Raw genomic sequence first — 24,145 nt, forward strand, 5'->3', positions numbered from 1 at the left:
AACAATATGAATGTTTGCCAAAACAAGAGAAAAGAAGGTATGTTAAAACCTTTATAAAATAAAGAATTACCCTCATCACAGCTATCTGTAATGAGGGTAATCACGTTAAAAAGAGAGTTTCGACACATCTCCTTAATATCAATTTCTACATGAAAAACTATCTCAACTATATACTTTATTTGGTCACCTTGTAAGTTCCACTTCCATAGTTCTTTGACTTCATCTCTCCGGGAAGGGTTACGGTAGCGGTAACACCCTTAGGAATAGTGAATTCCCAAATCCAGGTGTCGCCCTCGTATTTCCAGGCACTCTTGATGAGTCCGGCGGCGGAACGATATTCGGCAGTCACGTGTCCCAGTCGTTTATCTGGAATAGGCTTCATGATGATATGTTTGAAGCCGGGAGTGGCGGGATCGGCTGCGATGCCGGCAACGGTTTCCCAAATCCATTCACATACGCATCCGTAGGCATAATGATTGAAGCTGTTCATGCCGCGCGGTCCCATTCCCTTGTCTATCATATAGCTGTTCCACCGTTCCCAGATGGTGGTGGCTCCATTGTCCACAGAGTACAACCAGCTTGGGTTCTTACGTTGGAAGAGTAGTTCATAGGCAATGTCTTCCATGCCATTCTCCGTGAGGGTGGCCATGAGGATGGATGTGCCCAAGAATCCGGTCTGCAAGCAAAGGTCGTGTTGTATGAAGTTTTCGCGCAGACGGTCTATCATCTTCGCTTTGGCTTCGCCTTCCACAAGCTGGTTCTTCAGGGCGAACAAGGCAGGAGTTTGCATAGTGTTGAGGATGGCGGTTTTGAAGGTGCCGTCTTCGTTGAGGAAGTTCTCTTTGATGTATGCCTTTGCCGAATCAGCCATTTGCTGGTACTTGGCGGCATTGCGACCGGTGGCGGTAGCCATGTCTCGCATCATGAAAGCATCTATCACCCAGTAGGAAGCGCTTAAATAGTTCCAATAGCTGACGGCATCAGGGAGCGGACCTTGGGGAGAGAAAGCCAGTCCGCTACAACTTTCCAGCGGTTCGTAGCTCAACCAGTCAGCCCATTGGTAGTTGCCGTTCTCGCTGCAGAGGGTCTCGTGGTTATACTTGGTGTCGTTGATGTGGTTCATAAACAGGTCCATGGCGTTCCAGTTCTCCTCGATGATTTTCGTGTCATCGAATTGCTTCCATACCGTCCAGGGCACGATGATTCCGGCATCAGCCCAACCCAAACGCATTTTCTCATCGCCGTATTGTGCCAAGGGAGCCACTCCGGGAAATCCGCCCAAACTGTTCTGGGTGTCACGCATGTCACGCATCCACTTGTGAAAGAACTTCATGGTGTTCGCAAAAAAAGTACCGGTTTCTGCGAACACTTGTGTGTCTGCTGTCCAACCCAGACGCTCGTCGCGCTGCGGACAGTCGGTGGGTATGGACAGGTAGTTGGATAACTGCCCCCAATAAGTGTTGGAGATGAGCTTGTTCACAAGGTCGTTGCCTGTGGTGATAGTGCCGGTCTCCAGTTCCTTTGTGATGGAAGTGACGGGGATGGACTTCAACGACTTGATGGCGACATTTCCGGTGGCAGTAATGGAGACGTAGCGGTAACCGAAGAAGGTGCAACGGGGATAATAGGCCACATAGTTATCTCCGCCAGCAAAGGTGTAATCCAGACGGATACCGGTGTGGGGGATGCGCAGGTTTTCGCGATGGCAGCTTCCTTCCGGACCATCCATCCCACGAATCTTGGCACCATTGCCATCATTGAGCAGCTCTGCGGGAAGACAGGTCAACACTGTTCCCTCGGCGGCTTTGAATACGAAAGAGGGTACGCCGGCACAGTTTTGTCCGAAGTCCACCACTAACGTCTCTCCCGGGCTTACGGTCATCTCTGTACCCGATGCGAACTCACGGGCGATAATCACCTTACCGAATTCATTCTCCTTCGCTCCTTCTACATTCTTCCAAACGTATGCTTTGACAGGAGCGAGGGCGAGATCTGTACGCAGATAGACTTCCGCTCCGTCCGAAGGCAGGATGTCGCCAGAGAATTCGGTATTCTCTTCGGGTGTGGAGAGTTTGTCCACACATTCGTAGCCCATCGGTTCGCGTGCATCGTATTCTTCTCCATCAAAGATACCGGCATGTTTCACCGGACCGGCAATTCCGGCTTTCCAGTTTTTAAGATCAGTACCGTAGCGCTTCTTGCTTCCGTCAGAAAAAGTCAGTTCCAATACACCACGAAAGGCACATTTCTTGCCTATCATGCCGTCATATCCTCCGGGGGTTATAATTTTGTCACCCCACCATCCCGGCGTCACCTGTACGGAGAGCATGTTCTCGGCGTTTGGCTTAGTACGGATGATATCTGTAATATCATAGGTGAAAGAACGTTTGGTCTTCGCATAATGTGTAAAGCCCGGTTTCAGAAATTCCCCGCCTACGGGTTTCCCATTCACATACAACTCGTAAACTCCCAGTCCAGCGGTCATCCACTTGGCGGAGACAATTTTCTGTTCGTTTTTCACGGTGGACACGAACCAACTTGCGCCATCGGCTGCGCGACCGTTGTTATGTCCTTTCACTACAGGGGCATCTACTGCGGAAATCCATTTGGATTCGTTCCAGGCTGATGCTTCCAATGCGTCAGTACGTTTTCCGACTTCGGTTGCGTTTATCAGTCCGCTATGCGAGAAAAGCACGAGAATCATTATCGGGATAAGATTCGCAAAACAATGGAGATTCATTTTCATACTTATATGTATTTTTTAGTATTAAAAGATTAACTTTGAAATGCTGTTTAGTTTTATGGGACTTGCACAACAAAATTACAGAATTATATGATATGACAGACGATTTCTGCATTTTTTTTGACTCAACGATGGTTTCTGTTCAATCTGGAGCTGACTCATAAGTCCGATCCGATTGAACAGACAGCAGGAGCTTTCTACGTTAAATGATCGATTATCAAGCAAAACAATGAAATATTGTAAAATAATATAATTAACACATCCATTTAGTATATTGTAGGAATTATTTATCAAAGAAGAAAAGAAGATGCCGGTTATTCATTGCAATCATTCTTTCTTCTTTACACAAAAACCTCGCAATTGAATAAACTCTATTCAAGTTTTTAATAAATAATGAAAAGGTTTATTATAAACGGTATCCTAATTTATTATAGACTCTTTTTTAACACTTTCAATACCTGAAATAGAATTATTGCAACAAAAATAGGCAAGAACCTTCACAGTTTCTTGCCCATTCGTTATCCTCGTTATGCAATTCGCATATTAACCTATTGAACTTTATGTAATAAAATTTATATATTTCATTGCTATTTCTTTATTATTATTGACCTCAAATATACAAAATAAAAACAAGAAAGTCAATAGGGAAAGCGTGGTTATCTGAAAATAAACACGTAAATTTGTGCCTCGAATTAGAAATAACAGTATAAATCACTATAAATAAAAACTTTATCACTATGGAGTACAATTTCAGAGAAATTGAAAAGAAGTGGCAGAAAAGGTGGGTAGAAGAGAAAACCTACCAAGTTACGGAAGATGATTCGAAGCAAAAATTTTATGTACTAAACATGTTTCCTTATCCATCAGGAGCCGGCCTACACGTAGGTCATCCGCTGGGATACATTGCTTCGGATATTTACGCCCGTTACAAACGACTGCAAGGCTTCAATGTACTCAATCCGATGGGATATGACGCTTACGGTCTGCCGGCAGAACAGTATGCCATCCAAACCGGACAGCATCCTGCCATCACTACCGTCAACAATATCAACCGCTACCGCGAGCAGTTGGATAAAATAGGTTTCTCTTTCGACTGGAATCGTGAAATCCGTACTTGCGACCCGGAATATTATCATTGGACGCAATGGGCCTTCCAAAAAATGTTCAACAGCTATTATTGCAACGATGAACAGGAAGCCCGTCCTATCGAAGAACTGGAAAAAGCCTTCGCCATCTACGGAAACAAAGGACTCAATGCCGCTTGCAGCGAAGATATCAGTTTCACAGCCGAAGAATGGAACGCCAAAAACGAAAAAGAAAAGCAAGAAATCCTGATGAACTATCGTATCGCTTATCTGGGCGAAACAATGGTAAACTGGTGTGCCGAATTAGGAACAGTATTGGCTAACGATGAGGTAGTTGACGGAGTCAGCGAACGTGGTGGTTATCCTGTTATTCAGAAGAAAATGCGCCAATGGTGTTTGCGTGTATCTGCGTATGCACAACGTTTGCTTGACGGATTAAACACGATCGAATGGACAGATTCTCTGAAAGAAACCCAAAGAAACTGGATCGGACGTTCGGAAGGTGCTGAAGTGCAATTCAAAGTAAAAGACAGTGATCTCGAATTCACTATTTTCACCACTCGTGCAGATACCATGTTCGGTGTTACCTTTATGGTATTGGCTCCGGAAAGTGAATTGGTGGCACAATTAACGACTCCTGAACAAAAAGCAGAAGTAGACGCCTACCTCGACCGTACCAAAAAACGTACGGAACGTGAACGCATCGCCGATCGTAGTGTTACCGGTGTGTTCAGTGGTTCATATGCTATCAACCCGTTCACAGGCGAAGCAGTGCCCATATGGATCAGCGATTACGTACTGGCCGGATACGGAACAGGAGCTATTATGGCTGTACCTGCTCATGATAGCCGCGACTATGCATTTGCCAAACATTTCGGATTGGAAATCCGTCCGTTGGTGGAAGGTTGTGATGTAAGCGAAGAAAGTTTTGATGCAAAAGAAGGTATTGTTTGCAATTCTCCGCGTCCGGATGTCACTCCTTACTGTGATCTTTCATTGAACGGACTGACCATCAAAGAAGCGATAGAAACGACCAAGAAATATGTAAAAGAGCATAATCTGGGCCGTGTGAAAGTGAACTACCGTCTGCGCGACGCCATCTTCTCACGCCAACGTTACTGGGGTGAGCCATTCCCTGTTTACTACAAAGATGGAATGCCTTATATGATTGACGAAGCCAGCCTGCCGCTAGAACTTCCGGAAGTCGCTAAATTCCTGCCTACCGAAACAGGTGAGCCTCCATTGGGACACGCAACTAAATGGGCTTGGGATACAGTAAACAAATGTGTCGTAGAAAATGAGAAGATTGACCATGTAACCGTCTTCCCGTTGGAGTTGAACACAATGCCGGGATTCGCCGGTTCTTCGGCTTATTATCTCCGCTACATGGACCCGCATAATCATCAGGCATTAGTTGATCCGAAAATTGACCAGTACTGGAAAAATGTAGACCTATATGTAGGTGGTACCGAACATGCAACAGGCCACTTGATTTATTCTCGTTTCTGGAATAAATTTTTGTATGATATGGGTGTGTCTGTAATGGAAGAACCATTTCAAAAGTTGGTAAACCAAGGAATGATTCAAGGCCGCAGCAACTTTGTATATCGTATCAAAGATACCAATACTTTCGTTTCGCTGAACCTGAAAGATCAGTACGAAGTTACTCCTATCCATGTGGATGTAAATATCGTATCTAATGATATTTTGGATCTGGAAGCATTCAAAGCATGGCGTCCTGAATATAAAACAGCCGAATTTATCCTCGAAGACGGGAAATATGTTTGCGGATGGGCAGTTGAAAAGATGAGTAAATCCATGTTCAACGTGGTTAATCCGGATATGATTGTTGAGAAATACGGTGCAGACACACTTCGTATGTACGAAATGTTCCTTGGTCCGGTAGAACAGTCCAAGCCATGGGATACAAACGGAATCGACGGTGTACACCGTTTTATCCGTAAATTCTGGTCATTGTTCTACAGCCGTACAGACGAATATTTGGTAACAGACGAACCTGCAACGAAAGAAGAATTGAAGAGCCTTCATAAATTAATCAAGAAGGTGACAGGTGATATTGAACAGTTCTCTTACAATACATCTATCAGCGCATTCATGATTTGCGTAAACGAACTCTTCAACCTGAAATGTAGCAAAAAAGAGATTCTGGAACAGCTCGTTATCACTCTCGCTCCCTTCGCTCCGCATGTCTGCGAAGAGTTGTGGGATGTATTGGGACACGAAACTTCCGTATGCGACGCCCAATGGCCTGCATACAACGAAGAATATCTGAAAGAAGATACTATCAACTATACCATCTCTTTCAACGGAAAGGCACGTTTCAATATGGAATTTGCAGCAGATGAAGCTTCGGACGCTATCCAGGCAGCAGTATTGGCCGACGAACGTTCGCAGAAGTGGATTGATGGCAAGACTCCGAAAAAGATCATTGTCGTTCCGAAAAAGATTGTAAACGTTGTAGTATAAAACAAATTAGGCACGGATTACGCGGATAACACGGTTTAGAGTTAATCAGAACCACGAAATCCGTGTAATCCGTGCCTAACATAATCACAAATCCTATGCATAAATTAACAAAAGCGGAAGTAATGAGAGAAGTGAAAGATTACATCTATATCACTCTCGGATTGATAAGCTATTCTTTGGGATGGGCTGCATTCCTGTTACCTTATCAGATAACTACCGGAGGAACTACCGGTATCGGAGCTATTATCTATTATGCAACAGGATTCCCAATCCAATGGTCATACTTCATTATCAATGCAGTTCTGATGACCTTTGCCATCCGGATATTGGGTCCGAAATTCAGTATAAAAACTACTTACGCTATTTTTACGCTGACTTTTCTGCTTTGGTTATTCCAGTTGGTGGTGAACAATTATGTGGAAGCACCGGATATGACGCCGGACGGTAAACCGCTGTTGCTCGGTACAGGACAGGACTTCATGGCTTGTATTATCGGTGCAGCCATGTGTGGTGTAGGCCTTGGCATCACTTTCAACTACAATGGAAGTACGGGTGGAACAGATATTATCGCAGCCATCGTCAATAAATACAAAGACGTATCGCTCGGACGAATGATTATGATTTGTGATGTATTCATTATCAGTTCCTGTTACTTTGTATTCCATGATTGGCGCCGGGTTATTTTCGGTTTTGTCACCTTGTTTATTATTGGTGTTGTGCTCGACTGGATTATCAACAGTGCCCGTCAATCAGTTCAATTCTTCATCTTTTCTAAGAAATATGATGAAATAGCCGACCGTATTATCAAAGACGCTGACCGGGGAGTAACGGTACTCGACGGTACGGGATGGTACAGTAAAAACAATGTGAAAGTGTTGGTAGTACTTGCCAAGAAACGTCAGTCACTCGAAATTTTCCGTTTGGTAAAACGCATTGACCCGAATGCTTTTATCTCTCAAAGTTCTGTTATCGGTGTGTACGGCGAAGGATTCGATAAGCTAAAAGTGAAATAGTAACCGGTTGATAAGTATTGAACAACCTTGTTAAAACAAAAAATAAGATGATGAAACGCAAACTTGTATTTGCTACCAATAATGCTCATAAACTGGAAGAAGTAGCCGCTATCCTGGGAAATCAAGTAGAATTACTAAGCCTCAATGATATCGGTTGCCAAACGGATATTCCCGAAACAGCTGAAACACTGGAAGGAAATGCGCTATTAAAATCTTCCTATATCTATAAAAACTATCATCTGGATTGTTTTGCCGATGATACGGGATTGGAAGTGGAAGCCTTGAACGGAGCTCCCGGAGTCTATTCTGCTCGCTATGCAGGAGGTGAAGGACACGACGCCCAAGCTAATATGTTCAAACTTCTTCACGAACTGGAAGGAAAGGAAAACCGTAAAGCTCAATTCCGCACCGCTATTTCGTTGATACTGGACGGAAAGGAATACCTCTTTGAAGGAGTGATAAAAGGCGAAATAATCAAAGAAAAACGCGGTGATTCCGGATTTGGCTACGATCCTGTATTCAAGCCTGAAGGTTACGACCGTACTTTTGCCGAATTGGGAAATGATATAAAAAACCAAATCAGCCATCGTGCACTGGCTGTACAGAAACTTTGTGAGTTTCTGCAAAGCTGATTATACATACCCACTTAAAATATAAAACACAATGAAGAAAATTACTTTATTTACTTTAGTTACGCTCCTATTGTGTACTTCGTGTGTAACAAAAAAGAAGTTCCTGCTTGCAGAGATGGCAGCTACCGCAAGCAAAGATAGTCTGCAAGAGTTGTTGAATAACTCTCGCGAAGTTGGTAACCAGCTATCGGCACAAGTCAAAAACCTCTTGCGTGATACGACCCAAATGGGGAACAGTATCCGCCAGTATCAGAGTATGTTGAATGTCAACATGACTGAACAGGAAAAACTGAATGCGCTGTTGAGCCAAAAGAAAAATGAGCTGAACGAAAGAGAACGCACGATCAATGAATTGCAGGACATGATTAAGGCGCAGAATGATAAGGTACAGAATCTCTTGAGTAATGTAAAAGACGCATTACTTGGTTTTAGCACCGACGAGCTGACCGTTCGCGAGAAAGACGGAAAAGTATATGTAGCGATGTCCGACAAATTATTATTTCAGTCAGGAAGTGCCCGCTTGGACAAACGTGGAGAGGAAGCTCTCGGTAAACTGGCCGAAGTATTGAACAAACAGACGGATATCGACGTATTTATCGAAGGACATACGGACAACAAACCGATCAATACTGTACAATTCAAGGATAACTGGGATTTAAGTGTGATCCGTGCCACTTCCGTAGTTCGTATCCTCATCAAGAATTACAATGTAAATCCTTTGCAGATTCAGCCTAGCGGCCGCGGTGAATATATGCCTGTTGATGACAACGAAACAGCAGAAGGCAGAAGTAAGAATCGCCGTACGGAGATTATCATGGCTCCGAAACTGGATAAGTTGTTCCAGATGCTTCAAAGCTCGGAAGAATCCAAGTAAAAATTCAATAATCAACAATAAAAAATCCTCTCGGTTAATAAACTGGGAGGATTTTTTTATCTTTAAAAAATTGAATTATTTTAAGACAATTCCTAACTGTTATTCATTCAAGAACAACAATAGAAATCAAATTTCTTTATAATCCCAACTTAGCCGAAATATCCAGCATCCGCTGAATCGGCTTCACTGCCTTCTTAGCCACCTCCGGATCTACCGTTATTTCCGGGGCTTCATTCTTCAGACACTCATAGAGCTTCTCTAACGTATTCAACCGCATGAAGCTACACTCGTTACATCCGCACGTACTATCGTTCGGAGGAGCAGGAATAAACGTTGTCTGCGGACACTTTTTCTGCATCTCATGCAAGATCCCCGATTCGGTAGCCACAATATACGTATTTTCGGGATGGTTCACGGCATACTTCAACAAAGCAGCTGTAGAGCCTACTACATCAGCCAGTTTCAATACCGTACTCTTACACTCGGGATGTGCCAACACCAACGCTTCCGGGTGCTGCGCTTTCAATTCCACCATCTTTTCAACCGAGAACTGTTCATGTACATGACAAGCTCCATCCCAAAGAAGCATATTCCTGTTCGTAACTGAGTTGATATAATTACCCAAATTCCTATCCGGGCCAAAGATTATTTTCTCATCTTTGGGGAAGCTTTCCACAATTTGCTTCGCATTGGTGGAAGTCACCACCACATCTGTCACTGCTTTCACGGCAGCTGTCGTGTTGACGTACGAAATAACGGTGTATCCCGGGTGCTCTTTGACAAACTGTGCAAACTGATCCGCCGGACAACTGTCTGCCAACGAACAACCTGCTTCCATGTCGGGCACCAGTACTTTCTTGTCCGGACAAAGCACCTTTGCCGTTTCCCCCATAAAGTGAACGCCACACATCACAATAATATCCGCTTCCGTCTTGGCAGCCCATTGAGCCAATGCCAAACTGTCGCCAACGTAATCGGCGATGTCCTGTATCTCACCCTTCTGGTAGTAGTGGCCCAGAATGATTGCATTCTTTTCTTTCTTTAGCTCGTTAATAGCCTTTATGAGTTCATTCATAATAATATTCTTATTTCTTTCCTTTTAAAAAAAATCCTTTGTTAGTAATGATAGCCTGTTAATAATGTTAGCAAATAAATACGATTTTTCTTGTCGGATAAGTTATTAGTCCATACTTCTGCTTTATGAGTCGGTTATGAACTGATGTAAAGGACAAGATATCCTATCCTACTTGCTTCATTATCAATGAAAGCATCGTTAAATGTCATCAAATGGAAGTTTGCTATTAACTCCCTGTTGATAAAGTGCAAAGTTAAAAACTTTATGGATATAAACAGGCAGATAAGTGCTGAAAAATATGTTTATGTCTGTGTAGAAAGTTTTGGGTTAGTTTTTTGGAATGTTCATAATGAAGTCCTCTTATACCTTCTTTTGAATAATGCAAGAATTATTTTTCAAAATCTTTGCCGATAGTTTTGACAGGTTTTAAACCGTTATCAACACCTTGTTAACTGAAAAGAATTACCTTTGTGGACAAGAACATAATAAAAGAAAAGACGTATGCGTAAACTGAAAATAACAGAGCTGAACCGTATCAGTGCCGAAGAGTTTAAACAGGTTGAAAAACTGCCTCTGGTAGTAGTGTTGGATGATATTCGTAGTTTGCACAATATAGGTTCTGTGTTCCGTACTTCGGATGCTTTCCGTATTGAATGTATCTATCTGTGTGGTATAACAGCTACTCCGCCACACCCTGAAATGCATAAGACTGCGCTAGGTGCAGAGTTCACTGTCGACTGGAAGTATGTTAATAACGCTGTTGATGCTGTTGATAACCTCAAAAACGAAGGGTATATCGTTTATTCTGTAGAACAGGTGGAAGGAAGTATTATGCTTGATGAACTCCAGCTGGATAAAACCAAGAAGTACGCTATCGTTATGGGAAACGAAGTGAAAGGGGTACAGCAGGAGGTTATTAACCATTCGGATGGTTGTATAGAGATTCCTCAATACGGTACAAAACATTCGTTGAATGTTTCCGTAACTACCGGTATTGTAATCTGGGATTTATTCAAAAAGCTACGCTAGCAGCTTATCCCCCATTGGTTAATAAATGGTTGATAACTGGTGGATAATGTAGTTAATTTGCTTATAATCAATATATATATAATTGTTCATAAGTATAGAATCCAAGTGATGTAATAGTGCTCTTTGCAGGAGATATAGATACTACTTGCATATTGCTTATGTACGTCCTGTAAAAGCGGAATAAATATTGGTCAATCGAGAATAAGAAAGGTTATCCCCCGACTTTATTAACCGGAGTTAGTAAAGTCGGGGGATAAGTCACTATCAACACTAACACTACACGTTCCATTAGTTTATCTTTACCTGCCAATCATATAAAGCCGTTTCATTTTGCTGGTTCTATTTTTAGAAAAAGTACCCCATGTGAAGGTACGTCAGATTGGTATTTATTTATATAAATTCCTTTATCCTTTTGCTCCCAAAGATTACGCACTTTCTGTTTACCTTGAATATTCAGTTGCTCCCAGGAAATAGATATGTCCTGTTTATTATCGGATAGATTGAATAATCCGACTGCTATGGAACCATCTTTTAATGGTTTACTCCATACTTCAATTTCTTTATTATTATCAGCATATACTCTGCTACCTTGTATACCGGCAATATCTTGGTTGATGGCTATTACTTCTCTATTACTTAATAGATTCATTGTAAAATCATCCATTTGTTCCAGATCGCATCCTATCAGTAAAGGTGCTGCTAGAATACTCCATAAAGTGATATGGGTATATTGTTCATTAGGAGATAAATGTGTGGAATGTATATTTTTTCCCCAGCCAACTTTTCCTACAATGAGCATATCCGGATCATTCCAACTGCCTGGTTTAGCAAATGATTGCCACTTATCCTGAAGGAAACCGATGGTAGTCATACTACACCAGGAATCATAAATATCCCCTGTTGTACGCCAAACATTCGTGAGGTTGCTCCAGTCTTCTGCCAATTCAAATGGGGCAGCATTGGAGATACTGTATATGAAATCTCTTCCCGATTGACGTAAAAGATATGACAGTTCTGCTGTATGAGCTATATCATTGGTTACCCAGTCGTACTTAATATAATCGAATCCCCATTCCGCCCATTGCTTTACATCATTTTTGGCAAATGAAAATTCCCCGTGTCTGCGGCTTGAATTGACAACTATCCCATCACGTGTATCGGCGCTGCTACCAATGTACCCGGCAAAAGTTTGTACCCATGGAGAAGAATATATTCCTATTTTGAGACCTTTACTATGCACATAATCAACGAGACTTTTCATATCAGGAAATTTATCGTTTGGCATTATTGCATTGTATTTTCCTCCGCGTACGCCTTGCCATCCATCATCGATATTTATATAAGCATATCCATAATTGACGAGTCCCAGTTCTACCATGCGATCGGCCATCCTTCTTATTTTCTTGTCATCAATGTCTGCTCCGAAAATGTTCCAGCTATTCCAACCCATAGGAGGAGTTAGACTTATCTTTTCACCGATTTCAAGAGTTAAGTCTTTAGTAGTTTCTCCATATTGATTTTTAGCCGAGATACGAACAGTATAAGTTCCCGGATTTATTGCTTTTCCCGTAATAATACCGGTATTGCTGTCGATAGATAATCCTTCGGGTAAATTGGTTGCAGTTATATTTAGTGGTCTTTCTCCTGAAATAGGTACTGTAAACAGAAATGGATTTCCCGGACGGGCGCCATATATATAAGGAGCATTAATCATGGGCTGCTTTGTAATAGCAGGTGTTAGGATGTATTCTTGTTCACGTTCTTTTTTTATCGAAACAGGATCGACACCTTTCACTTCAAATCTGGCATTTACCCAGTTGGTGCGATCTCCGGCTATTCCATCTCCTGCATGATCGACACGCAGAATGAGAGATTTTATACCTTTAGTAGAAATATCTATTTGTTTTGCTTTTTCTCCTGCATGCATAATTCCACTTCGCCAGATGATTTTACCATCTCCTAAAATTATAAATTCGGCACTGGCTTGTTTTAACTCGTGTTCGGGTGCGGAATCATCTATTCCTGCAGATGCCTTGAAAGAGATTGTTTTGCCGTCGAGTTTTATGCGGAATACGCTTGCGGCATGTGTACCTACACCCCGGTCAAATTTTTCTCCGGCAATAGAAAGTGGTGTTTTCCACATTGATTGATTGGCCATTGCTTTACCAGCAGATTGGTCGACGTTTGAGAGATCTAATTCATCTAACCACACTATGCGGGGAGCAGTCGTAAAACTCGAAAGTAATATAACTAATAATATAGATAAGTATTTTTTCATTGTATTTGAAGATTAGTACAAAATAAATTCTTTCTGCAAATGTATAGGATATGACTGGTGAAGTTGAATAAAAAAGAGAATAAAATGAAAACAAAAACTAGACAAAACGCAAATAAACTACTTTATGCTTGACAATTACTAGATTTTATTTGTATTTTCACAGCGGATTTTTATTTCTAAGTAATTAGTTCGTGTTTAATTTTGATATAAATGATGGACGAATATAAAGACAAAAGGTACATAAAGGAAATAATAAAAGAATATAATATTTTATTAGAGTCGTGGGGTTCTTCCGAGTCCTGGGACTTAAATCAATTTAAAACACTGGAAAATATGATCTTCGAAACAACGAAGATCAATGTAAATGCTAACACACTTAAACGATTTTTTCAACAGAAGACAGGCAATCCACAGTTGGCGACAAAAGATGCTTTGTGTCGTTTTTTAGGTTATGCGGGCTATACTGACTTTGTGATGAAGAAAACAAAGAAAGAAGAGACTATCAGTATTCAGACAGAAGATGTTGTTGAAGAAACAGAGGAACATACAGATGATACAGACAAGGTAGATAGCCCCCAATTGGAGAAAGCGCCGAATAGAATGCCGAAAGATCAGGAAGAAGTATCGAATCGCGTCTATAAGAAAAATAAATGGTATGTAAATTTTGCTGTTATACTATTATTGATAATAGGCGGATATATGTTGTATACATATAAATTGAAGGATATGTATGTGGAATATCTGATTTCAAAAATAGAATTTACTACTTCACAAGTAAAAGGAATATGCCCGCTTACAGTTACATTCTCCTATCATATACCAGCCTCATTATTTGAAGATATCACTGTTATGTATGAAGAAGCTAATGGGGATGTATCCGAAAGAAAACTAAATGAAAATATAGATAAAATAAATGCTACTTATATATATGAAGGTGAAGCATTCTGTCATCTGAAGTATAAAGATAGAATTATAAAGACCATTCCGGTAGAGTGTCGCAAGACGGGATGGTCGGTTTTTGCCCGTGAGGAAAGAAAGAAAATATTTCGGGTTTTTCCGATGGAGCAGGCTTACAATGATTCGGGATATGTAAGTTTGCCTATAGAAAATGTCCCACAAGAGGCGCATACTAACCACATGTTTGTCAGCTATGTGTTCTATAAAGAAAAGTTGGTGGACGGAGATAATTTCATATACGAGGCACGCGTTCGTAATTCGAAGCAGGAGCATGCTGTTCCTTGTTCGGATATTATCATGTATATACATTCGGATACAGCTATGCATGGCTTTGCTATGAATGAAAACGGCTATGCATATATCAAATTCATCAGTGGAGAAAATACCATTAAAGGTGATGAATATAATTTGAGCCGGTTTAATTTCAACTCTTCCGAATGGCATGTCATGACTATCAAAGTAGTGAATAAGAAAACTACCTTCTACGTAGATGGAGAAGAAGTGTTAGGAATGGATTATAAAGAACCTTTGGGATATGCCAATGAACTTACGTTAAGATTTAAGGGATGCGGTGCTGTAGATTATGTGAAAGTCTGCAATCTTGATGGTAAGGTTGTATATGAAGAAAACTTCGATTCGAATAAAAGAGAATAACACTTTCTTTTCCTACAACCATCTTATACATAGATGGTTGTCTTGTTTTGTTCATATTTTGTTCATGTTTTGTTTTACCTTTTTCTCTCTTTTCTTAGCCTTTTGTTTGCAGGGTTGCGGATGATTTGGGATAGATTTGCAATTGTTATCATTGTCCTAATTGGGACGCGTTAGCTAAATCTATATAATCTGAAATGATCCGATGAAAAAGAAGAAATGGATATGCTTGTTATTATCTGCATTGTTGGGGGTAGGTACTGCTCTTCCTCAACAAAGCAAAGAATCACCTGTAGAAAAAGTAAAGAAGATTGGTGATAAATTGATTAGAGAAACTCCCTTTGCCTACAAGTTGGGACTTGCTTCGTGTAGTACTTCTTTCAACACGTTAAACTTTGTGGATTTTGGACGTACCTTTGGTTTGGGACAAGAAGCTGTGGCCTATGCCTATACACAGCTGTCGTTTCCACGTGATACCACCATGCGTGTAGAAACGGAGCATAACGATGCCTGTAAAATCTGGTGTAACGGACAACTGGTTTATGAAAATAAAGGGAAACGGGATATTAAAATAAATCGGGGGGAACGAAGTATGAAGATGACTTCTTCATTTTTGCTCCCGTTGAAAAGTGGTAATAACGATGTGTTGATAAAGTCGGCCACCTTCGGTAAAGAATGGTGTGTATTTTTACAACCACCAAGTGATAATGATGCCGTTTTATCCACTGCCCGAAGTTATCCTCAAATAGGATTAACCAATTTGAGTCATGTTGATAAACAAGTATCCGATCTTACCAACTGGCTCATTATCGGACCTTTTCAAGGTGGCATTGACGTAGTGCATGAACCGGAACAGGAATTTAAGTTTGGATATATGTATAAAGGACTTCATGGTCCGGTAACCTGGACAATTCCTAAAATAGAAGTACTCGGAGAAATGATAGACCCCGAAGTTTGGGGAACTACTTATCAATGGAATTACCATAATGGAGGTGTTGCCTGGGCTATGCAGCAACTTGGTGAATTGACCGGAGCACATAAATATACTAAATGGGCAACTGACTTCTGCGACTATCAGATGGAAGGTATGCCATTTGTGGACTATCAAGTCAATCATTTGCGGGCATATAATTCAGCCAATGCAATGGTGATTAACTCCACATTGCTTGATTTTACATTAGCTCCTTCACTTCCCATTCTATACCGTTTGCGTATGGATAAGGATTTTAAGAATAGGGATATTTATCAGGCATACATAGATAAAATGATAAATTATGCACGTTTCGGACAAATCAGAAGTGAAGGAATGAGCAACTATACCCGTGATACGCCGGAAAAATATACTGTATGGGTAGATGATATGTTTATGGGTATTCCTTTCTTGATACAAGCTGGATTATACAGCGATTCACCGGAGTTACGAAAAATATTTTTCGATGATGCAGCCAATCAGATCATAGACTTTACGAAACACGTATGGAATAAAGACACTCATCTTTATATGCATGCCAATTATACATCACGTCCCGATGTTAAACTCCCTCATTGGGCACGTGCCAACGGGTGGGCTATCTGGGCTATGTCTGACGTATTGATGGCATTGCCTAAGAATCATCCCAAATACAAAGCAATACTCAAGCAATATCAGACTTTTGTCTATTCTCTGATAAAATATCAGAGTCCTGACGGATTCTGGCATAATGTAATCGATCGTAGCGATTCTCCCAAGGAAGTTTCGGGTACGGCTATATTTACAATGGGTATAATACGCGGTATCAGGTATGGCTGGCTGGATAAGAAAAAGTTCATGCCGATTGCATTGAAAGGATGGGATGCAGTGGCATCCGAAATCGAAGACGATGGAACGGTACATAAAATCTGTATAGGAACCATGTGTACCGAAGATGTGAACTATTATATGAACCGTCCATTTTTCGATGATGATACGCATGGGTCATTTGCTGTCATATTCGCAGGTATAGAAGCGCAGCGGATGATGGATGAAGACACCAAATAACTGATGTAAAAAACAAATATAATATTATGAAAAAGATACTTGTACTAATAGCTTTGTCTTTCATGACTGTCTCGACATTAACAGCACAAATGAAGGATCCCCAGAATTGGGTAGGCTACGAAGAGATAATGGGTGTAAAAAATGGGCTAAGATTTTACGATTTCGATGTAAATCTGATAGAATCGTCTGCTCCTGCTAATGTTTTTTGGCCGGGAGATGATATCCGCCTTAAGTTTCAGTTGATTAATAACACATCACAATCAATAGATATAGATGCGAAAGTACACGTCTTTCGCTATGGAACGAAAGGAATCCCCAATGATATTTGGCTGCCCCAGATGATTAAGCTTGATTATGAGAAGGTGATTCCTGTTCACTTATCAATTTTGCCGAATGGCTATGTCAATACGTCTGTATCGGTAGACGATATAAAGGATTTTGGAGGATATGCCGTTGTGTTTGATCTTGGAAAGTACGGGCGTCGATTGGGTACAAGTTTTGCCTATAGCATGAAACCGTCATTAGTGAAAATGCAATATCCCAAACAATCTTTGGATTACTTGGGAGTGGATTTTTTGAATAGAGTGGGTGTTCAGTCCATTCGCTACGGTATTCCTTTCATATCACCTGATAATCCCGATTATCAAGGATTCAGACAAGAATTAAAGAAATTGATGAAGGATTTCATGGATAATAATATCACTGTTATGCTCATGTTTGGTGAAGGACGTATGGCACAGTCCATGCCTTTGGGTACTACCAGGCCGCATTTGGATGAGAATGGGAAATTTCTTCATACGAAACAGGATTTAGTATGGCTTCCCGAGTTGGATGAAGACTTTAAGAAATTCGTAAAAGAATTATGTCTTGATTTCGGCTGGCCCAAAGGGCCGGTAACAGCTGTCTGTTTGTGGAATGAACCGTGGGAAGGAACTTCCATATCCGGTTGGCAGGCTGATATGATAAGATATAAAGAGATATATACGAAAATGGCTGAAGCGGTGATTGAAGCCCGGGAGAAAGACATAGATGTTCTTGTGGGAGGAGGTGACTCTAATTCGAATGCGTTGGATAAGTTTTTTGCTGATGGCACAATGGATATTTTACCTATCTTTGATTTCCTTTCCATTCACTATCAAGGTATGGAGGCACCGGTATTATATCCCGAGTGGAATAAGCGAAAGGATAACAAGGGACGTGTGAAAATATGGGATACTGAAAGTTGGGTAGGGAATACCGACGATCGTGTAGGACTTGTTATTGCGGCTAATCGTTCTGCCGGATACGACAGGTCGATGGGGATATTTGGCGGATATATGTATTCAGGAGACCCGAACCGGTCAGTGCGTAATATGGAAGTCCGTACTGAAAAAGGAAAAGAAACAATGCCTAAACTCCACAATACATGGTCTGCGGCAGCTGCTGTGGGAGCAGCACAAAGTATGATCGGAGAACGGGAGTTTAACAGGCTTCTTTTTAAAAATGGTTTGCCTTGGGTAATGATCTTTGACGGATACGAAAATAAGAAAGACGATGGGACGATTGTGATTGCCGGAGATTTGGGTGAAGCATTCGGTGCAGAGAATATCCTTTTCAGAAATGTGCGTAGCTTAAGCGAAGCGAGAAAAAAAGTCGATTTGCATCATCAATTAAAAACATTACCAGCGAATAGTGCTGAACGTAAAAAGATAGAAAACGAACTCAATACATACTATCCCATCACAGACGGGAAAATGATACTGAAAGCCAATCCCTCTTTCCAGCTTTATGATTTTTATGGAAATGCCATTGCTCCTAAAAATGGAATCTATGAAATTCCTCTTAATTATCAGGGATATTATATGCGTGTAAATGGTGAGAAGGGAGCTTTTGACAAACTTGTTTCGGCCATTAGTAAGGCGGACATTGTGGGGTATGAACCTGTCGAAATAATTGCGAAAGACTTTACAGCTCCCATTGCCAGCAAACCGGAAATGGAACTTCAACTGACCAATATCCTCAATCGTCCGGTGAAAGGTGTGTTATCTGTTTCTATCGGTAATCTGGATATATCTTATCCGCAGAATGTATCGTTTAAGCCCAATGAGACAAAAACTATCAGAGCGAAAGTGACAAACGGAACTGCCAGTGTAGACAATAACTATCCGCTTGAAGTTCATTTCGATGCAGGAAAAGATGGATTCGCCGTGCATTGGGAGAATATGCATGTCAATTACATTGCAAAGAAAACGATAAAGATAGATGGTAATCTGAATGACTGGCAAAACATGATTTCACAAACGATAGAAGGTTCTTCCAAGGCCAGCATTTCTCTGACGGAAGCTGCGTGGTATCCATATCAGAAGTTTGATAGTAATGCGGAAGGATTGGCGCATACCTACCTGGCTTACGATGACGATTATTTCTACTTTGCAGCAAAAGTTGCGGATAAAACTCCCAATAAAGGAACATTGAGATTTGAGACTCGCAATGATGATGATTATTTCTATCCTGACACAGCTTATATGCAGACCATATATGCCATGCATTCTACCATAGTAACGCAGCCTGCGGCAGAATCAGACCAAAAAGCGCTGCAATTGCCTTCGGCAAAAGGCCGTATGATGAATTATATGGAAAATACATCTACTACTCTGTCGATGGGTATGGATATTCATTTGCCGAAAGATAAATATACCCGCACTTCTTTTTATTTCCCAAGTATAAATCAGAATGGCCTGTCTGTTACTGTTTATGACAAAGACAGTGGCAAAGAATTACTTTCTACCAAGATAGACAAACTATGGAATGGTACTTATCTGACATTGGATTTATGTGGTAATGTGCGCATACGTTGTTCATCTTATGGTTGGTGGTACACAACAAAATTATCAGGTATCTTTTTTGACTCATCGGACAATGTTGTTAATTCGGGTAATGCCGGTGCTTCAGCGAAACTTGTAAACCGTGATTTTGATACTGTCGGAAACTGGATGGGTAAATATGGGCAATTAGGATATTATCTTATCGGTTCAGATTCTTCTTTGCCTCAAGATGTTACTTGCCATGTTGTTTCTCAAGATGATTTGGTTCCTTTGGTATGGCCGGAGCAGGTACGTCGTTTCACTTACCGTAAAAGACCTACATTACCGGATGGCACCAATGGGATAGCAACAGATAATATACTGATTGCTTTCAATGTAATTCCAATCGGCGAAGATGGTATGGAAGCTGAAACGAAAGGTACTATGCCGCGTTACATCGGTTATAAATGTACAGATTATGAATACGCTTTGAATACTGTTGCTCCCGAATATGGCGGTGGCTTTGAAATATGGAGAATGCTTGTTCCGGGTATGCCGCGAAAACACTTCTATCCTCGCCAGCCCAAATCTTCCTTTGACGGAGCCGTAAAAGATGGAAAGCTGATTACTGCACGTGAAGGTAATACATTGTATTATGAATGTGCTATTCCATGGTCCGAAATGCCGGATGTGAAAAAAGCCATTGATAAAGGCGATAAAATTAAATTCTCTGCCCGTATCAACGATGATGGCGCCGGGGCTGCTTGTATGGAAATAGCACGCGGCCGAAGCGTTTCGAAGAAAAACTCCAGAGCATTCCATCCGGACTGGAAGGAACATTGGGCGAATGAGGTTGAGTTTGGCGTAGAGAAATAAAGCGTGCTAGAATACTAATTATTGAAAATGGTAGAATGAAAATGAAGAAACAACTGATTATAATATTTCTATTATGTCTGTCTGTCAAGGGGATTTCACAAATACCTTTTGATGGTAGTGATAGTTATGCTACGCCACCCATAGGATTCGGGCAAAGTGAATTTGAAAACCCTTTAATTAACAGTATTAACAGGGAACCATACGGTGCAACATCTATTTCATTTCCTACTGAAACAGAAGCGTTGCAAGTGAAACGCTCTTCCTCCTCCCGGTATCAGTCATTGAATGGAACATGGAAGTTTAAGTTCATTACAGATTGGGACAATCTTCCGTCTGATTTTATGAAAGCGGAAACAAATGATGATTCCTGGGATAATATACCTGTTCCGTCTACCTGGGAAATGAAAGGGTATGGCGATCAGGTTTATTGCGGGCAAGGCTATGAATTTCGTCCTGTCAATCCTCCGTTTGTGCCGCGTAAAGACAATCATATAGCATTGTACCGGAAGACATTTGAAGTGCCTGCATCATGGGAGGGACAGAATGTATTAATTCATTTTGCCGGAGTCAGAGGGGCTTTCTATTTATATGTAAACGGAAAAAAAGTAGGTTATAATGAAGATGGAGGTACTCTGCCTGCAGTATTCGATATGACTCCTTTTCTGAAAAAAGGAAAGAACCAATTGGCTGTCCAGGTGTTGAGATGGAGTGATGGCTCGTATCTTGAAGATCAGGACCATTGGCGCTTTCATGGCATCACCCGGGATGTTTATATTGAATCACGCCCTGATGTTTTCATACAGGACTTTGCTGTAATTACAGATTTGGACAGGGATTATAAAGACGCAAAACTGCGTATACGGCCTGTCATATCCAGCAAGAAAACGGTAGATGTTTCCGACTGGATGCTTGAAGCCAGATTATACACCAAAGAGGGTACTCCAGCTCTTGGAGTGAATATGTCAATGCCGGTCAAGACGATTACGACCGAAAAGTATCAACAGAATTTTTCATTGGCAAAATATCTGGAAACGAATGTAAAGGCACCTTTGTTATGGTCATCCGAAACGCCTAACTTGTATATCATAGTCCTGACATTAAAGGATCATAAAGGCAACGTAGTAGAATCAAGAAGTTCCCGTATCGGTTTTCGCAAAGTTGAATTTAAGAATAAACATGAACTGTGCGTGAATGGAAAACGCGAGTACATCTATGGAGTAAACAGGCACGACCATGACGCATGGGAAGGAAAAACCGTTCCTTACGAAAGAATGGTACAGGATGTGACTTTAATGAAGCGATTCGGTTTTAATTCCGTAAGGACCTCTCATTATCCTGCAGATCCGGCATTTTATGATTTGTGCGACGAATATGGCATCTATGTCATGGACGAAGCGAATGTGGAAACCTGTGGGGCCGATGCTGAACTTTCAAATAATGAGTGTTGGCTTTTTGCTCAAATGGAACGTGTTGCCGGAATGGTAAAAAGAGATAAGAACCATCCGTCTATTATTTTCTGGTCATTGGGAAACGAATCGGGTGTCGGAGCAAACAATGCTGCACGGGCCTCATGGGTTAAAGATTACGATCCTACCCGCCTTGTACATTTCGAGGCCTATATGCACAATGGAGGTTCAAGACAATATGGTTATGGCATCGATTTTATGAAGACCAACCGTCCGGCAGTGAATCCTCCCGAACCTCCGGCTGTAGATGTTGTCAGTACCATGTATCCGTCTGTAGAAGGAATTATAAAGCTTGCTACTCAAGAAGGTGAAACACGTCCGGTATTGATGTGCGAATATGCTCACGCTAAGGGTAATGCATTGGGTAATCATCAGGAATACTGGAATGCAGTGAAAAAATACCCACGTCTGATAGGCGGTTATATCTGGGATTGGGTAGATCAGAGCGTGATTAGAAAAGATAGTGTTACAGGCAAAGAATATTTTTCTTCCCTCAACGGCACTAATGGACTTGTTTTTGCAGACCGGAATATAAAGCCGGCTATCAATGAATGTAAGAAGATCTATCAGCATATCCGTTTTGATTATTCTAACGGAGAACTGACCATCAGAAACGAGTATAATTATCTGCCGCTTTCCGCATTTCGTTTTTCATGGAAATTGATGGCAGGCGGTGAACTGATAAAGAAAGGTGAATTAACCGATATTGAGGCTTTTCCGGGCACTTCTGCCCGAGTAAAAATAGATACCGGATATCCTGATTCCGGACAGAAAGGAGAAGTCATACTCGAAATTAATGCTTACTTAAAGAAGGATGTAATATGGGCACCTAAAGGATTTGAAATCGCATGGGAGCAATTTACCTTGCAAGAAGGAAAAGTGAATCCTCCGGTGGAAGAAAACACAGGAAATGGCGGAAAGCTGACAGTACAGAGGAAAGCGAATGAAATAGGCATTTATAATGATCGTATAAATATTGTGTTCAACAAGAAGACGGGGCTCATTCAAAGCTGGATCGTGGGTGGAAAGGAATTCCTTGAGAAAGGTCCTCAAATCAATCTGTGGCGGGCTCCGACTCATAATGATGGCGGTTACCGTCCCAAAACGGAGAATGAAATCTCCCGTCAATGGGTAGAAGCCGGACTGGATAGTTTGCAACATAAGTTGAAATCGTTTAAATTGGTCGAAGAAAAGAATGGTACAGTCAGTGTGGCAACAACGTTTGTTGCACAAAAAACGGGAAATAAGTCGTACGTGGAATATACCACCAAATATATTGTTGATCCTTCCGGAAAAGTACAGATAGATACTGATCTGAAGCCATTTGGCAATATAATCAGCTTCCCCCGTATAGGTTATACAATGACCGTAAAATCCGGCAACGATACTTTTTCATGGTATGGCTACGGACCGTATGATACATATAACGACAGACATTCAGGAGCTCGTTTGGGCCGATTCTCCGGAACTGTAGATGAACAGTTTACGCATCATGCATATCCTCAAGAGAATGGAAACAAATATCGTTGTTCATGGGTGTCATTGACCGACAATGAGGGAATTGGACTTGTCGCCGAAGGTATGCCATTTATTGAATCCAGCGCAATGCATTACTCCCTTGAAAACCTGTCTGAAGCAATAGATGAAAGCCAATTAAAACGTACGGACAACGTCACATGGAATATCGATTATAAAACATATCCGATTGGTAATAGGAGCTGCGGCCCTCCCCCACTCGAACAATATGTGCTTTTTGCGGAACCAGTGTCTTTTAGTTTTTCTATTTATCCGGTTCTTAATAAGAAGGTTTTCCAATAGGTTTTTAAGTTTATAAAAGATCGTCCGAAGCACCTTGATCTTATGAATCACCTTTGCTACAATGTATCGTAGTAAAGGTGATTTCTTTCTTTAGGAACCCTTCAATCTTTTCATTAGAATGGGGTGTGGTATAGGTCATTTAGTATTGTGCTATTATAGTAATTGTGTCTTTGTCCCATATATTGTGGGAAAGTATTCCCTACTAATTGGGAAAATATTCCCTCATTTTCTAGGAATAAATTCCCATAATATAAGAGAATACTTTCCCACAATATATGGAACAATTGGAACTTGTTTATCTTTAACCAGAAGAAGGAAGAAGATAGTATCTTGACTATGAGAAATACCTTGAAATACTATG

The 24,145-nt window shown here is 41.1% G+C and carries 12 protein-coding genes; 9 read left to right on the top strand and 3 right to left on the bottom strand.

Annotated features, from left to right (window positions below):
* Positions 1–175: 175 nt before the first annotated feature.
* Positions 176–2,746 (bottom strand): family 78 glycoside hydrolase catalytic domain, encoded by a 2,571-nt coding sequence (locus GD631_RS04435; RefSeq protein ID WP_143258819.1) that lies wholly within the window; start codon positions 2,744–2,746, stop codon positions 176–178.
* A gap of 734 nt (positions 2,747–3,480) precedes the next feature.
* Between GD631_RS04435 and leuS the strand changes: the two genes are divergently transcribed.
* From leuS to GD631_RS04455, 4 genes are all read left to right on the top strand, one after another.
* Positions 3,481–6,315 (top strand): leucine--tRNA ligase, encoded by a 2,835-nt coding sequence (gene leuS / locus GD631_RS04440; protein WP_143258818.1) that lies wholly within the window; start codon positions 3,481–3,483, stop codon positions 6,313–6,315.
* 95 nt (positions 6,316–6,410) lie between these two features.
* Complete coding sequence (locus GD631_RS04445) at positions 6,411–7,328, top strand: YitT family protein (RefSeq protein WP_143258817.1); 918 nt, start codon at positions 6,411–6,413, stop codon at positions 7,326–7,328.
* A 50-nt stretch (positions 7,329–7,378) separates the two neighbouring features.
* Complete coding sequence (locus GD631_RS04450) at positions 7,379–7,960, top strand: non-canonical purine NTP diphosphatase (RefSeq protein WP_143258957.1); 582 nt, start codon at positions 7,379–7,381, stop codon at positions 7,958–7,960.
* A gap of 31 nt (positions 7,961–7,991) precedes the next feature.
* Positions 7,992–8,834, top strand: coding sequence for an OmpA/MotB family protein (locus GD631_RS04455; RefSeq protein ID WP_143258816.1), 843 nt, complete (start codon positions 7,992–7,994; stop codon positions 8,832–8,834).
* A 136-nt stretch (positions 8,835–8,970) separates the two neighbouring features.
* Here the strand turns inward: GD631_RS04455 and nadA are convergent, their stop codons facing one another.
* The gene (nadA, locus tag GD631_RS04460; RefSeq protein WP_143258815.1) at positions 8,971–9,909 is read right to left on the bottom strand and encodes a quinolinate synthase NadA; all 939 of its coding nucleotides are present in this window, start codon (positions 9,907–9,909) and stop codon (positions 8,971–8,973) included.
* A 501-nt stretch (positions 9,910–10,410) separates the two neighbouring features.
* On the opposite strand from nadA, the gene GD631_RS04465 reads away from it, so the two are divergent.
* Positions 10,411–10,938: an RNA methyltransferase gene (locus tag GD631_RS04465; protein WP_032845842.1), complete on the top strand. Its 528-nt coding sequence runs from the start codon at positions 10,411–10,413 to the stop codon at positions 10,936–10,938.
* A gap of 325 nt (positions 10,939–11,263) precedes the next feature.
* Here GD631_RS04465 and GD631_RS04470 read toward each other — a convergent pair whose 3' ends face one another.
* Positions 11,264–13,216 (bottom strand): NPCBM/NEW2 domain-containing protein, encoded by a 1,953-nt coding sequence (locus tag GD631_RS04470; protein ID WP_143258813.1) that lies wholly within the window; start codon positions 13,214–13,216, stop codon positions 11,264–11,266.
* 210 nt (positions 13,217–13,426) lie between these two features.
* On the opposite strand from GD631_RS04470, the gene GD631_RS04475 reads away from it, so the two are divergent.
* The 4 genes from GD631_RS04475 (at position 13,427) to GD631_RS04490 (ending at position 23,784) form a co-directional block, all read left to right on the top strand.
* Positions 13,427–14,827 carry a hypothetical protein gene (locus GD631_RS04475; protein ID WP_143258812.1) on the top strand — a complete coding sequence of 467 codons (1,401 nt, stop codon included), beginning with the start codon at positions 13,427–13,429 and terminating at the stop codon, positions 14,825–14,827.
* A gap of 202 nt (positions 14,828–15,029) precedes the next feature.
* Positions 15,030–16,841, top strand: a complete 1,812-nt coding sequence (locus GD631_RS04480; protein WP_143258811.1) for a glycoside hydrolase family 88/105 protein — start codon at positions 15,030–15,032, stop codon at positions 16,839–16,841.
* A 26-nt stretch (positions 16,842–16,867) separates the two neighbouring features.
* A complete protein-coding gene (locus GD631_RS04485; protein ID WP_143258810.1) occupies positions 16,868–20,500 on the top strand; it encodes a DOMON domain-containing protein in 3,633 nt (1,210 codons plus the stop codon).
* 35 nt (positions 20,501–20,535) lie between these two features.
* Positions 20,536–23,784, top strand: coding sequence for a glycoside hydrolase family 2 TIM barrel-domain containing protein (locus GD631_RS04490; protein WP_143258809.1), 3,249 nt, complete (start codon positions 20,536–20,538; stop codon positions 23,782–23,784).
* The last annotated feature ends 361 nt before the right edge of the window (positions 23,785–24,145 follow it).

It is taken from the genome of Bacteroides luhongzhouii (assembly GCF_009193295.2).
Classification (GTDB): Bacteria; Bacteroidota; Bacteroidia; order Bacteroidales; family Bacteroidaceae; genus Bacteroides; species Bacteroides luhongzhouii.

What these genes read in the sequence shown, in the direction of transcription:
- GD631_RS04435 (WP_143258819.1), bottom strand. Translation starts at nt 2,746, where the DNA reads ATGAAAATGAATCTCCATTGTTTTGCGAATCTTATCCCGATAATGATT.
- leuS (WP_143258818.1), top strand. Translation starts at nt 3,481, where the DNA reads ATGGAGTACAATTTCAGAGAAATTGAAAAGAAGTGGCAGAAAAGGTGG.
- GD631_RS04445 (WP_143258817.1), top strand. Translation starts at nt 6,411, where the DNA reads ATGCATAAATTAACAAAAGCGGAAGTAATGAGAGAAGTGAAAGATTAC.
- GD631_RS04450 (WP_143258957.1), top strand. Translation starts at nt 7,379, where the DNA reads ATGAAACGCAAACTTGTATTTGCTACCAATAATGCTCATAAACTGGAA.
- GD631_RS04455 (WP_143258816.1), top strand. Translation starts at nt 7,992, where the DNA reads ATGAAGAAAATTACTTTATTTACTTTAGTTACGCTCCTATTGTGTACT.
- nadA (WP_143258815.1), bottom strand. Translation starts at nt 9,909, where the DNA reads ATGAATGAACTCATAAAGGCTATTAACGAGCTAAAGAAAGAAAAGAAT.
- GD631_RS04465 (WP_032845842.1), top strand. Translation starts at nt 10,411, where the DNA reads ATGCGTAAACTGAAAATAACAGAGCTGAACCGTATCAGTGCCGAAGAG.
- GD631_RS04470 (WP_143258813.1), bottom strand. Translation starts at nt 13,216, where the DNA reads ATGAAAAAATACTTATCTATATTATTAGTTATATTACTTTCGAGTTTT.
- GD631_RS04475 (WP_143258812.1), top strand. Translation starts at nt 13,427, where the DNA reads ATGATGGACGAATATAAAGACAAAAGGTACATAAAGGAAATAATAAAA.
- GD631_RS04480 (WP_143258811.1), top strand. Translation starts at nt 15,030, where the DNA reads ATGAAAAAGAAGAAATGGATATGCTTGTTATTATCTGCATTGTTGGGG.
- GD631_RS04485 (WP_143258810.1), top strand. Translation starts at nt 16,868, where the DNA reads ATGAAAAAGATACTTGTACTAATAGCTTTGTCTTTCATGACTGTCTCG.
- GD631_RS04490 (WP_143258809.1), top strand. Translation starts at nt 20,536, where the DNA reads ATGAAAATGAAGAAACAACTGATTATAATATTTCTATTATGTCTGTCT.